Below are 12,613 nucleotides of genomic sequence, written 5' to 3'. Positions count from 1 at the left end.
TCTGTGATCTCTTGAATTCAGCCCGCCGTGCCGGAGATCCCACATGTCGCCCCGCCCGCTTCCCTTCGCCCCCTGCCTGCTGCTGTCCAGCTGCCTGCTCAGCGCCGCCGTGCAGGCCGCCAGCCAACCCGAACCGATCGAGCTGGAAAGCCAGAGCGTGGTAGCCACCGCACTGGAGGAGACCAAGCAGGCACCAGGCGTGTCGATCATCACCGCCGAGGACATCAAGAAACGCCCGCCGGCCAACGACCTGTCGCAGATCATCCGCACCATGCCCGGGGTCAACCTCACCGGCAACTCCACCAGCGGCCAGCGCGGCAACAACCGGCAGATCGATATCCGCGGCATGGGCCCGGAAAACACCCTGATCCTGGTCGACGGCAAGCCGGTCGCCAGCCGCAATTCGGTGCGCTACGGCTGGCGCGGCGAGCGCGACACCCGCGGTGATAGCAACTGGGTGCCGGCCGACCAGGTCGAACGCATCGAGGTGATTCGCGGCCCGGCGGCGGCGCGCTACGGCTCCGGCGCCATGGGTGGGGTGATCAACATCATCACCAAGCAGGCCGGCAACCAGACCCACGGCAACATGACCGTGTACCAGAACTTCCCCCAGCACGGTGACGAAGGCGCCACCAAGCGCGTGAGCTTCGGCCTCAACGGTCCGCTGACCGACAGCCTCAGCTACCGGGTGTACGGTAACGTCGCCAAGACCGATTCGGACGACTGGGACATCAACCAGGGCCACCAGTCGGCGCGCACCGGCAACCAGGCCGGCACCCTGCCCGCTGGCCGTGAAGGCGTGCGCAACAAGGACGTCAACGGCCTGCTCAGCTGGCACCTGAGCCCGGAGCAGACCCTCGACTTCGAGGCTGGTTTCAGCCGCCAGGGCAACATCTACAGCGGCGACACCCAGAACACCAACTCCAACAGCACGGTGAAGAACCTGCTGGGCCACGAAACCAACATCATGTACCGCGAGAACTACGCCATCACCCACCGTGGCGACTGGGATTTCGGCAGCACCATGGCCTACCTGCAGTACGCCAAGACCCGCAACAGCCGGGTCAACGAGGGCCTGGCCGGCGGGACCGAAGGCATTTTCAGCAATGCCGATTTCTACACCTCGACCCTGCGCGACCTCACTGCCCACGGCGAGCTCAACCTGCCGCTGCACGCCTGGCGCGAGCAGACCCTGACCCTGGGCAGCGAGTGGAGCCAGCAGAAACTCGACGACCCCAGCGCCAACACCCAGACCACCAGCGAAGGCGGCAGCGTGTCGGGCCTGACCAGCACCGGTCGCAGCACCACCTCGCAGGCCCAGATCTTCTCGCTGTTCGCCGAGGACAATATCGAGCTGCTGCCCGGCACCATGCTTACCCCGGCCCTGCGCTTCGACCACCACAGCATCGTCGGCGACAACTGGAGCCCATCGCTCAACCTGTCCCATGCGCTGAGCGACACCCTCACCCTCAAGGCCGGCATCGCCCGGGCCTACAAGGCCCCGAACCTGTACCAGCTCAACCCCGACTACCTGCTCTACAGTCGCGGCCAGGGCTGCTACGGGCAGAGCACCAGTTGCTACCTGCAAGGCAACGAGCACCTCAAGGCCGAGACCAGTGTGAACAAGGAGCTGGGCATCGAGTTCCAGCGTGACGGCTGGGTCGCGGGGCTGACCTACTTCCGCAACGACTACAAGAACAAGATCGACTCGGGCCTGAGCAAGATCGGCAACGCCGTCGGCGGCAGCGGCAGCTACGCCAACGCCGCGATCTACCAGTGGGAGAACATCCCCAAGGCGCTGGTCGAGGGCCTGGAAGGCACCCTGACCATCCCGCTGGCCGAACAACTGAAGTGGAGCAACAACTTCACCTACATGCTCCAGTCGAAGAACAAGGAAACCGGCGACACCCTCTCGGTGACCCCGGCCTACACCCTCAACTCGATGCTCGACTGGCAGGCCAGCGACGACCTGTCGCTGCAACTGAGCGTGGCCTGGTACGGCAAGCAGAAACCCAAGAAGTACGACTATCACGGCGACCGTGTGACCGGCTCGTCCAACGACCAGCTGGCGCCCTACGCGCTGGTCGGCGCCAGCGGCACCTACGCCATCAGCAAGAACCTCAGCGTGACCGCCGGCGTCGACAACCTGTTCGACAAACGCCTGTACCGCGCGGGCAACGCCCAGGGCGTGAACAACATCGAAGGCGCGGGCGCGGCCACTTACAACGAACCAGGCCGCACCCTCTACACCAGCCTGACCGCCTCCTTCTGAGGCCATGCCGCTGCCGCGTCGCCTGACGCGGCAGCGGCGTGCATAACGAGATCGTCTGATGAAAATCCTTCCCCTGATCCTGGCCCTGGCCATGACCGGCCCCGCCCTGGCGCAACCGGCGCCCGAGCAGAAGATGGACAGCAGCGTGCTGCAACGCCAGGACCTGGCCTATCGCTTCAGCCACCTCGACCTGGACTCGCGCGACGGTCAGCGCCACTACCGCCTGTGGATCGGCAAGCCCGACCGCCCCGCGCCCGCCAGTGGCTATCCGGTGCTGTGGATGCTCGACGGCAACGCCGCCATCGGCGCTCTGCAGGCGCGACAACTGGAAAAGCTCGCCGCGGGCCAGGCGCCGCTGCTGGTCGCCATCGGCTACCAGACCGACCAGCGCATCGAGCGTGCCGCCCGCACCTACGACTACACCCCGGTGGTGCCTGGCCTGACCGAGCAGCGCGATCCGCTGACCGGCCAGCCCAGTGGCGGCGTGGATGTGTTCCTCGATCTGCTGGAGCAACGCATGCGCCCGATGGTCGCCGCCACCGCGCCGATCGACCCCGCCCGCCAGACCCTCTGGGGCCATTCCTACGGCGGGCTGGCGGTGCTGCACACCCTGTTCACCCGGCCCGGCCTGTTCAGCGAATATGCGGCAGCCAGCCCCTCGCTGTGGTGGCGCGACGGCGCCATCGTCGACGAGGCGACCGGACTGGCACAGCGTCTTGGCCACAGCCGCCCGCGCCTGCTGCTGATGCGCGGCGGCGACGAGCCGTCCAGCCCGCGTGGCGCAGCGGCGGCCGACAGTGAGCGAGCGATGCGCGAGCTGACCGCGCGCCTGGCCAAGGTCGATGGGCTGCAGGTGCGCTACCAGCGCTTCGCCGGACTGGGGCACGGCCCGATGTTGCCGGCCTCGCTCGGCCAGGTGCTCGACAGCATGGCCCGTGGCCCCCGTCACGGCGACCCACGCCCAAAGTCGTAGAACGCCCGCTTGCCAACCGGGTGGCACATTGCTGTATGCTTGCCCGGTCTTCAGGGCGGGGTGAAAGTCCCCACCGGCGGTAAATCGAAAGATGAGCCCGCGAGCGCCCCGGCCATGCCGGGGGTCAGCAGATCTGGTGAGATTCCAGGGCCGACGGTCATAGTCCGGATGAAAGAAGGCGTTTGGCAGGGGGCCATCGGTGCGCCCTTGCGCGCGCATTTTGTTCGCCCCGAGACGTTCATCGATCATTCACGAGGAGCGTTTCATGTCCACCATGCATTCCAAGCAATTCCCCAACGTCAGCGCCGCCATCGCCGCCTTCCAGGCCGGGCGCCCTGTCTTGCTGCTCGACGACGACGACCGTGAGGACGAAGCCGACATCGTCGCCGCCGCCGAGAACCTGTCGCTGCAGACCATGGCCATGATGATCCGCGATTGCAGCGGCATCGTCTGCCTGTGCCTGGACGAAGCCACCGTCGACGCCCTGCAGCTGGCGCCGATGGTGCAGAACAACCAGGCCCGCCACGGCACCGGCTTCACCGTCACCATCGAGGCCGCCGAGGGCGTCAGCACCGGTGTGTCGGCCCAGGACCGCATCACCACCATCGAAGCGGCGCTGCGCTCCACCGCGCAAGAGCGGCATATCGTCAGCCCCGGCCATGTGTTCCCGCTGCGCGCCCGTGACGGTGGCGTGCTGGCCCGCCGTGGCCACACCGAAGGCTCGGTGGACCTGGCCCGCCTGGCCGGCCTGCGCCCGGCGGCGGTGCTGTGCGAACTGATGAACCCCGATGGCAGCATGGCTCGCGGCGAGCAGGTGGCGGTTTACGCGCGCCAGTACAACCTGCCGGTGCTGACCATCGAGGAACTGGCGCGCTATCGCGAGGCGATGGTCGAGCTGGAAGCGGAAATCGCCTGAGCCTGTGGGAGCGGGTTTACCCGCGAAGGGCCGCAAGGCGGCCCCACTCACCGCTGCCGATTCAGCCCCAGCTCCATGTCATCGATCAGCCCCTTGGCCAGGCCGCTGAGAATCCGCGCGGCACTGCCCGCCATCAGATCACCCTCCATCTCGGCCTCGGTGGTGAAGTGCGCCACGCAGCCAAGCAGCACCGACAGGTCGCTGAAGGCGTGATCGAACGGGATACCGGGTTTGATGGAGAAAATCTCGAGGCAGGTGGTCTGGCCCTGGATCGGGCCGGGCTTGAGGTCGGCGCTCATATCGGTGCCCCTTTGGCTCGGGCATGGCGGATCAGGGCCAGTACCAGTTGCGAGAGGATCTCGGCGCTGTCCATCATCACGTCGAGACGGTCGTCGGGCTGGCAGTTCACGTAGGCGTGGACCGTGTCGGTGAGGGTTTCCATCAGCTTGTTGGCCTGGGCCATGGCTTCCTCGGGGGCGAGGTCGCTGATGATGGTGACGTAGGGTATTGGGTAGGGTGGGTCAGGTACTTGTTTTTTCATCTGTTTTCTCTGTGTCAAAGCGAAGAAAAAACCGCCCGTATCCTTCTCACAGATGTGGGTGGCAGCCGTGCGCGAGGTGAGAAGTCCGCGGACACAGAAACGCGGCCAGACCGAAGCCTGCCCACGCACGGCTGCCATGAAAGCAATGCCATGACTGTGTAACTCGCGACGGGCTTCTCACACCCGGTCGCCAAATTTGACGACCCGGCGACGTTACCCCCGGGGTATTTCCCAGCCAATGCGGAGCCTTCCGGCAGGTGCGTAGGATAGGTCTCAAGCGCTGTCAGGCTGAAGGATTTGGTTGCAGATTCGGAATTGTCTTACGGGCTTGGGATGAGGGCTGTCGAGGGTCCGTGGTGGGGCTGCCAGGGGCCTGGCGATAGCTTTGCAGCGCCTATCAGATCGAGCGCCGCCCGCGCGGCGCATCGCGACGCAAGGCCGCTCCTACATTTGTTTCGGGCCAGTCCATCCTGCGCCATTGCCTGGTCCGCCTTGTTCGCCCGACGCGGTTTCAGCGTGGGCACCGCTGGCGCCCCATCTGCCTTGAGACATGCGCCAAGGCGGGCAGCGGTACTGTCACAGGACTCATTGGCCCGAAACAGATGTAGGAGCGGCCTTGCGTCGCGATGCGCCGCGCGGGCGGCGCTCGATCTGATAGGCGCTGCAAGGCCTGCGCCGAACACCACGGCAAAATAAGACCAACGACACCCCCCGGTAATTTGCTCCCCCTGCCCCGCTCTGCTAGTGTCGCGCCGTTCTGAACACCACCGAGACAGTCGCCATGGCCCGCAAAAAAGCCTCCCTCGATTTCGAGCAATCCCTCGCCGACCTGCAAGCCCTGGTCGAGCGCCTGGAGAACGGCGAATTGTCGCTGGAAGAATCGCTGGCCGCCTTCGAGCAAGGCATCGCCCTGACCCGCGATTGCCAAGGCGCCCTGGCCCAGGCCGAACAAAAAGTGCAGATCCTGCTGGAACGCGACGGCGAGCTGAGCGCACAGCCGTTCGACGCGGAGCCGCAGGCATGATCGCCCAGTACCAGGCCAGCGCCCAGGCCCGCGTCGACGCGGCCCTCGAGCCGCTGTTCCAGGCCCCGTCCAAAGAGCTCGAACGCCTCTACGCCGCCATGCGCTACAGCGTGATGAACGGCGGCAAGCGCGTGCGTCCGCTGCTCGCCTACGCCGCCTGCGAAGCCTTCGGCGCCCCGGCCGAACAGGCCAATGGCGCCGCTTGCGCAGTGGAGCTGATCCACGCTTATTCGCTGGTCCACGACGACCTGCCGGCCATGGACGACGACGACCTGCGTCGCGGCCAGCCGACCACCCACAAGGCGTTCGACGAAGCCTGCGCCATTCTCGCCGGCGACGGCCTGCAAAGCCTGGCCTTCGGCGCCCTGCTCGACCCACGCCTGAGCCCGCAGCCAGACGCCATCCGCCTGCAGATGGTCCAGGCCCTGGCCAAGGCCGCCGGCCCCGCCGGCATGGTCGGCGGCCAAGCCATCGACCTCGGCTCGGTGGGCCTGAAGCTCGACCAGCAGGCGCTGGAATACATGCACCGGCACAAGACCGGCGCGCTGATCGAAGCCAGCGTGCGCCTCGGCGCCTTGGCCAGCGGCCGCGCCGGGCAGGCCCAGCTCGATGCCCTGCAGACTTATGCACAGGCCATCGGCCTGGCCTTCCAGGTGCAGGACGACATCCTCGACGTGGAGAGCGATACCGCCACCCTCGGCAAACGCCAGGGCGCCGACATCGCCCGCGACAAACCGACCTACCCGGCGCTGCTCGGACTGCAAGCGGCCAAGACCTACGCCCTGGAGCTGCGCGACCAGGCGCTGGCGACGCTGCAAGGCTTTGGCGAGCACGCCGAACCGCTGCGGGCGCTGGCCCGCTACATCGTCGAACGCCGCCACTAAGGCCTGAGATAGACCCTGTGGGAGCGGCCTTGTGTCGCGATAGGGCCGCACAGCGGCCCCGGTGTTTTTTGCGTCAACGCTGAAATCCTGGGGCTGCTGCGCAGCCCTTTCGCGACACAAGGCCGCTCCTACAGGATCCGCGCTGCATTGACCTCTCTGCACACCCGTCCGAATGGGCAGCTTTTCCTACAATGGGGTAAACTGCCGCGTCTTCACACCTATAACGACACGCCTGATGCCCACGACGTTTCAAGAGATCCCCCGCGAACGCCCGGTCACGCCGTTGCTGGACCGCGCCGACACGCCCGCCGGCTTGCGCCGCCTGGCCGAAGCCGACCTGGAGAGCCTGGCCGACGAGCTGCGCCAGGAGCTGCTCTACACCGTGGGCCAGACCGGTGGGCACTTCGGTGCAGGCCTGGGCGTCATCGAGCTGACCATCGCCCTGCACTACGTCTTCGACACCCCGGACGACCGGCTGGTGTGGGACGTCGGCCACCAGGCCTATCCGCACAAGATCCTCACCGGGCGCCGTGAGCGCATGCTCAGCCTGCGCCAGAAGGACGGCATCGCCGCCTTCCCGCGCCGCAGCGAGAGCGAGTACGACACCTTCGGCGTCGGCCACTCCAGCACCTCGATCAGCGCCGCCTTGGGCATGGCCATCGCCGCCCGCCTGCAGAACGACCCACGCAAGTCGATCGCCGTGATTGGCGACGGCGCGCTGACCGCCGGCATGGCCTTCGAAGCGCTGAACCACGCGCAGGAAGTGGACGCCGACATGCTGGTGATCCTCAACGACAACGACATGTCGATCTCGCGCAACGTCGGCGGCCTGTCCAACTACCTGGCCAAGATCCTCTCCAGCCGCACCTACGCCAGCATGCGCGAAGGCAGCAAGAAAGTGCTGTCGCGCCTGCCCGGGGCCTGGGAGATCGCGCGGCGCACCGAAGAGTACGCCAAGGGCATGCTGGTGCCGGGCACGCTGTTCGAGGAGCTGGGCTGGAACTACATCGGCCCGATCGATGGCCATGACCTGCCGACCCTGATCGCCACCCTGCGCAACATGCGTGACCTCAAGGGCCCGCAGTTCCTGCACGTGGTCACCAAGAAGGGCAAGGGCTTCGCCCCGGCCGAGGTCGACCCGATCGGCTACCACGCCATCACCAAGCTGGAGCCGGCCGACAAGCCGGTCGCGCCGAAGAAGGCCAGCGGGCCGAAGTACTCCGCGGTGTTCGGTCAGTGGCTGTGCGACATGGCCGCTGCCGACAATCGCCTGGTGGGCATCACCCCGGCGATGAAGGAAGGCTCGGACCTGGTCGACTTCAGCGAACGCTACCCCGAGCGCTACTTCGACGTCGCCATCGCCGAGCAGCACGCGGTGACCCTGGCCGCGGGCATGGCCTGCGAGGGCGCCAAGCCGGTGGTGGCGATCTACTCCACCTTCCTGCAGCGCGCCTATGACCAGTTGATCCACGACGTGGCGGTGCAGGACCTGGACGTGCTGTTCGCCATCGACCGCGCCGGCCTGGTCGGCGAGGACGGCCCGACCCATGCCGGCGCCTACGACCTGTCGTACCTGCGCTGCGTACCCGGCATGCTGGTGATGACCCCGAGCGACGAGAACGAGCTGCGCAAGATGCTCAGCACCGGCCACCACTACAAAGGCCCGGCCGCCGTGCGCTACCCGCGTGGCACCGGCCCCAACGCGCCGATCAGCGGCGACCTCGAGCCGCTGGAGATCGGCAAGGGCGTGGTCCGCCGCCAGGGCGGCAAGGTCGCCCTGCTGGTGTTCGGCGTGCAGTTGACCGAAGCCTTGCAGGTGGCCGAGCAGATCGACGCCACCGTGGTCGACATGCGTTTCGTCAAGCCGCTGGACGAAGCGCTGGTACTGGAGATGGCCGCCAACCATGAGCTGCTGGTGACCATCGAGGAAAACGCCATCATGGGCGGTGCCGGCGCCGCCGTCGGCGAGTTCCTCGCCCGCGAGGCGGTGGTCAAGCCGCTGCTGCACCTGGGCCTGCCGGATATCTATGTCGAGCACGCCAAGCCGGCGCAGATGCTGGCTGAATGTGGGTTGGATGTGGCTGGCATACAGGCGGCTGTCACCGCCCGCATGGCCAAGCTCGGCCTTTAAACCCCGATCGCGGGGCAAGCCCGCTCCCACGCGTGGGAGCGGGCTTGCCCCGCGATTGCAATGGAACTGCCCATGAAGATCCGCGCCCTCCCCCTGCTCTGCCTGCCCGCCGCCGCCCTGGCCGCCGAACCCTCCCGCGACGACGCCCTCAAGCTCCCCGATGTGCTGATCAGCGCCAGTCGCCAGGTCGAATCGCGCAGCGCCACCAGCGCCGCCAATACCGTCTTCACCCGCAGCGACATCGACCGCCTGCAACCCAGCAGCGTCACCGACCTGCTCACCCGCGTCCCCGGCGTGCAGGTTGCGCCAACCGGCGGTCGCGGCAGCCTGCCGGGCATCTTCATCCGTGGCACCAAGGCCGCGCAGACCCTGGTGCTGGTCGACGGCGTACGGATCGCCAACGCCACCTCCGGCGACAGCGGCCTGCAGTTCCTCGACATCGACCAGATCGAGCGGGTGGAGGTGCTGCGCGGCTCGCGCTCGGCGGTCTACGGCAGCGACGCCATCGGCGGGGTGATCCAGATCTTCACCCGCCGTGGCGATGGCCAGGGCCTGCACCCGCGCGCGCGCCTGGCGGCTGGCAGCAACCAGACCTGGCAGCGCAGCCTGGGTCTGTCCGGGGGCAGCGGCGCGACGCGCTTCAACCTCGGCGCCAGCCTCGACGAAACCGCCGGGATCGACTGGACCGGTCCGTCGCTCGCCAGCGATGGCGACCACGATGCCTACCGTAATCGCTCGTTCAACCTGAGCCTGAGCCACGCCTTCGACGAGCGTTTCGAGGCGGGTCTGAACCTGCTCGACAGCCGCGGGCGCAGCGAATACGACAATCCGTTCGGGCGTTACGACATGGCCAGTTTCCAGAGCTTCGGCCAGAAACCCTACACCGACTTCACTGTCAGCAGCCTGGGCACCTACCTTGATGCCCAGCTCACCGACGCCTGGCATTCGCGCCTGGAGCTGGGGCACAGCGAAAACCGCGACGACAAGCGCGACAAGCTCAGCGACGAGCGCTTCGTGTTCAACACCTACCGCGACCAGCTGACCTGGCAGAACGACTTCGCGCTGGACGCGCGCAACACCCTGCTGGCAGGCGTCGACTGGTACCAGGATCGCGTCCACGCCAGCACCGATTTCACCGAGGACAGCCGCTTCAACCGCGCCGCGTTCATCCAGCACCGCTTCAGTGGCGAGCACTTCTCCACCGAGCTTGGCGTGCGCCGCGACCAGAACCAGCAGTTCGGTGGCCAGACCACCTGGAGTGGCAGCCTGACGCTGCCGGTCGATGCCGACAACGATGTGCTGCTGTCCTACAGCGAGGGTTTTCGCGCGCCGACCTTCAACGACCTGTACTACCCGCAGTACAGCAACCCGAACCTCGACCCCGAGCGCTCGAAGAGCTACGAGCTGCAATGGCGCAGCCAGCTGAGCCGTGACAGCCGCCTCGAAGCCTCGCTGTACCGCACCGACCTGCGCGACGCGATCGTCTTCGGCGCGGGCTCCATCCCCCGCAACGTGGCCTCGGCCCGCATCAACGGCTTCGAACTGGGCCTGGAGCAACAGTGGGGCCAATGGCGCAGCCAGCTCGGCCTGGCCCTGATCGACCCGCGCGACCGCGACAGTGGACATACCCTCGCCCGCCGCGCACGACGCACCTTGAGCCTCGACCTGGACCGTCAGTTCGACCGTTTCAACCTGGGGGGAAGCTGGCAGGCGGTGAGCAGCAGCTATGACGACGAGGCCAACCGCAACGCGCTGGGCGGCTACGGCCTGCTCGGGCTGCGGGGCGGATGGGCGGCCAGCGACGAGGTCAAGCTGGAGCTCAAGCTCGACAACCTGCTGAACAAGCGCTACAGCCGCGCCCTCTACAGCTTCGACGGCAACCAGTATGGTTACCGCGACGAGGGCCGCACCTGGCTGCTGAGCGTTACCTGGACGCCGGCGCTCTAGCCGCCAGCAAGGCACACAGCCGGGCGGTGGCTTCGATCATCTGCCCGCTGGGCCGCTCCAGGCCCTTGTCCGGCACCACCAGCAAGCGATCACCGGCCACCGCGCTCAACGTCGGCCAGCGCCGCCAACTGGCCAGTTGCGCCTCGTCGCCGGCCAGGATCACTTCCGGGTCGCGCAGCAACACCGACTCCACGCTCACCTGCGGCGCGGGCAGGGCCAGGTCATCGAACACATTGCGCGCCCCGCAGACCCGCAGGGCGTCGCTGACCACTTGCTGGCCGCCCAAGGTGTACAACGGCTTGTCCCACACCTGATAGAACACCCGCAACGGCGTCTGGCGCCGGTAGCGCTCGCGCAGCGCCTGCAGACGCTCGCGCAGGCCGGCGGCATAGGCGTCGCCCTGCGCGGGGCGACCGATGCGCCGGGCAATGGCCTGGACCTGCCCGATCAGCTGGTCGAGGTCGCCGGGCTCGGCGCTGAACGTGTCGATGCCCAGGCGCCGCAGCTGGTCGCGCTGGGCAGCGGACACGCTGCCGGGCCAGAGCAGCAGCAGGTCCGGCTTGAGGCTCAGCAGGCGCTCCATGTCCAGCTGGCCATGACGGCCGACCGAAGGCAGATCGCGCAGGGTCGCTGGGCGCTCGCCGCTATCGAGCAAGCCGACCAGCAGCTCGCCGGCGTCCAGTTCGAGAACGATTTCGGTCATCGACGGCGCCAGGCTGACCACCCGTGGCCCGGCCTCGGCCAGGGCGCCGACGCACAGCAGCGCGAGAAAGGCGAGAAGCGCCCGCATCAGCCGAGCTGGCGCGGAATACGGTAGAGGTACAGCACCACCACGGTGGACAGGGCGAGGAGGATCTGCGGCACCGCCTCCAGTCCGACCAGCACCGACAGCGCCGCGACCCAGGCCGGGAAGCAGGCGAACAGCATCGCCAGACGCCTGACCCGCGCCAACTCGATCCAGGCAGCGGGTTCGTCCGCCGTGCCCAGTTGCTGGTCGGTGGCGATCAGCGCCCGCTTGTAGGCGCCGAAGCGCGGCAGGCTGAGGAACATAGTCGCGGCCCCGCCGATGAACAATGGCATGGCCAGCACCGGGATCAGCGGCGCTCCCCCGCCGAACGCCCAGGCCATTATCGGCAATGGCAACAGGCCCACGGCCAGGTACTGCCACCAGGCCAGCGCCAGCCGGCGCTTCACCTCGCCACGGGTCACGCCTGTGGCACCTCGCCCTGGTGCTTGTTGCCCATCATGTGGCCAAGCTTGTCGGCCTTGGTGGCCAGGTACAGGCGGTTGTGCGGGTTATGGCCGGTATGCAGCGGCACGCGCTCGGCGACCTTGATGTGCATGTCGGTCAGCGCCTTGACCTTGCGCGGGTTGTTGGTCATCAGGCGCAGCGACTTCACGCCCAGGTGCTCGAGCATCGGCAGGCACATGCCATAGTCACGCTGGTCGGCGGCGAAGCCCAGGCGCTCGTTGGCCTCGACGGTGTCGGCGCCGCCGTCCTGCAGCTCGTAGGCGCGAATCTTGTTCAAAAGGCCAATGCCACGGCCTTCCTGGCGCAGGTACAGCAGCACGCCGCGGCCTTCGCGGGCGATGGCCTGCAACGCGGCTTCCAGTTGCGAACCGCAGTCGCAGCGCTGGCTGAACAGGGCATCGCCGGTCAGGCACTCGGAGTGCAGACGCCCCAGCACCGGCTCGCCGTCGGCGATGTCACCCAGGCTGAGCACCACGTGCTCACGGCCGGTGGCTTCGTCGAGAAAGCCATGCATGGTGAAGATCGCGAAGGGGGTCGGGAGTTTGGAGGCGGCAACGAAGACGACGGGCACGTGGTGCTCCTGGAAAGTAGGAATTTTCAGATTGGCCGATTGTATCAGCAGCCCGGCGCGGGTGCGCAGGGTGAATATCGTGGCTTAAGATCGAAAAGTTCG

At 67.3% G+C, this 12,613-nt stretch carries 12 protein-coding genes and 1 riboswitch; of the genes, 7 read left to right on the top strand and 5 right to left on the bottom strand.

All coding sequences use genetic code 11. From position 1 onward, the window contains the following. Nucleotides 1-43 precede the first annotated feature (43 nt). The 3 genes from N5D48_RS03890 (at nt 44) to ribB (ending at nt 4,161) form a co-directional block, all read left to right on the top strand. Nucleotides 44-2,272: a TonB-dependent siderophore receptor gene (locus N5D48_RS03890; protein ID WP_279881240.1), complete on the top strand. Its 2,229-nt coding sequence runs from the start codon at nt 44-46 to the stop codon at nt 2,270-2,272. A gap of 58 nt (nt 2,273-2,330) precedes the next feature. After that, nucleotides 2,331-3,245 carry an alpha/beta hydrolase gene (locus tag N5D48_RS03885; protein ID WP_279881238.1) on the top strand — a complete coding sequence of 305 codons (915 nt, stop codon included), beginning with the start codon at nt 2,331-2,333 and terminating at the stop codon, nt 3,243-3,245. Nucleotides 3,246-3,287: 42 nt separating this feature from the next. Continuing rightward, nucleotides 3,288-3,429, top strand: a riboswitch (FMN riboswitch). An 81-nt stretch (nt 3,430-3,510) separates the two neighbouring features. Beyond that, the gene (gene ribB, locus N5D48_RS03880; protein WP_279881235.1) at nt 3,511-4,161 is read left to right on the top strand and encodes a 3,4-dihydroxy-2-butanone-4-phosphate synthase; all 651 of its coding nucleotides are present in this window, start codon (nt 3,511-3,513) and stop codon (nt 4,159-4,161) included. A gap of 47 nt (nt 4,162-4,208) precedes the next feature. On the opposite strand, the gene N5D48_RS03875 is transcribed toward ribB, so the two are convergent. Both N5D48_RS03875 and N5D48_RS03870 read right to left on the bottom strand, forming a co-directional pair. Then, complete coding sequence (locus tag N5D48_RS03875) at nt 4,209-4,460, bottom strand: DUF3077 domain-containing protein (RefSeq protein WP_279881233.1); 252 nt, start codon at nt 4,458-4,460, stop codon at nt 4,209-4,211. After that, the gene (locus N5D48_RS03870; protein WP_279881231.1) at nt 4,457-4,702 is read right to left on the bottom strand and encodes a hypothetical protein; all 246 of its coding nucleotides are present in this window, start codon (nt 4,700-4,702) and stop codon (nt 4,457-4,459) included. The genes N5D48_RS03875 and N5D48_RS03870 overlap by 4 nt, the downstream gene beginning before the upstream one ends. Before the next feature lie 781 nt (nt 4,703-5,483). On the opposite strand from N5D48_RS03870, the gene N5D48_RS03865 reads away from it, so the two are divergent. The 4 genes from N5D48_RS03865 (at nt 5,484) to N5D48_RS03850 (ending at nt 10,688) form a co-directional block, all read left to right on the top strand. Further along, nucleotides 5,484-5,726 carry an exodeoxyribonuclease VII small subunit gene (locus N5D48_RS03865; protein WP_279881229.1) on the top strand — a complete coding sequence of 81 codons (243 nt, stop codon included), beginning with the start codon at nt 5,484-5,486 and terminating at the stop codon, nt 5,724-5,726. After that, nucleotides 5,723-6,610 carry a (2E,6E)-farnesyl diphosphate synthase gene (gene ispA / locus N5D48_RS03860; protein ID WP_279881227.1) on the top strand — a complete coding sequence of 296 codons (888 nt, stop codon included), beginning with the start codon at nt 5,723-5,725 and terminating at the stop codon, nt 6,608-6,610. Before N5D48_RS03865 ends, ispA begins: the two co-directional genes overlap by 4 nt. Before the next feature lie 235 nt (nt 6,611-6,845). Next, the gene (gene dxs, locus N5D48_RS03855) at nt 6,846-8,741 is read left to right on the top strand and encodes a 1-deoxy-D-xylulose-5-phosphate synthase (RefSeq protein ID WP_279881225.1); all 1,896 of its coding nucleotides are present in this window, start codon (nt 6,846-6,848) and stop codon (nt 8,739-8,741) included. A gap of 60 nt (nt 8,742-8,801) precedes the next feature. After that, entirely contained in the window at nt 8,802-10,688 is a 1,887-nt protein-coding gene (locus N5D48_RS03850) for a TonB-dependent receptor (protein ID WP_279881222.1), read from the top strand. Here the strand turns inward: N5D48_RS03850 and N5D48_RS03845 are convergent. From N5D48_RS03845 to ribA, 3 genes are read right to left on the bottom strand one after another with little or no spacing between them, the layout of a single operon-like run. Next, nucleotides 10,666-11,478, bottom strand: coding sequence for a cobalamin-binding protein (locus N5D48_RS03845; RefSeq protein ID WP_279881220.1), 813 nt, complete (start codon nt 11,476-11,478; stop codon nt 10,666-10,668). The genes N5D48_RS03850 and N5D48_RS03845 overlap by 23 nt on opposite strands. Continuing rightward, entirely contained in the window at nt 11,478-11,897 is a 420-nt protein-coding gene (locus N5D48_RS03840) for an MFS transporter (protein WP_279881218.1), read from the bottom strand. The genes N5D48_RS03845 and N5D48_RS03840 overlap by 1 nt, the downstream gene beginning before the upstream one ends. Then, complete coding sequence (ribA, locus tag N5D48_RS03835) at nt 11,894-12,511, bottom strand: GTP cyclohydrolase II (RefSeq protein WP_279881216.1); 618 nt, start codon at nt 12,509-12,511, stop codon at nt 11,894-11,896. Before ribA ends, N5D48_RS03840 begins: the two co-directional genes overlap by 4 nt. Nucleotides 12,512-12,613: the final 102 nt, after the last annotated feature.

Source organism: Pseudomonas sp. GD03858 (assembly GCF_029840925.1).
Classification (GTDB): domain Bacteria; phylum Pseudomonadota; class Gammaproteobacteria; order Pseudomonadales; family Pseudomonadaceae; genus Aquipseudomonas.
This window is presented reverse-complemented; position numbering and strand designations above follow the sequence as displayed.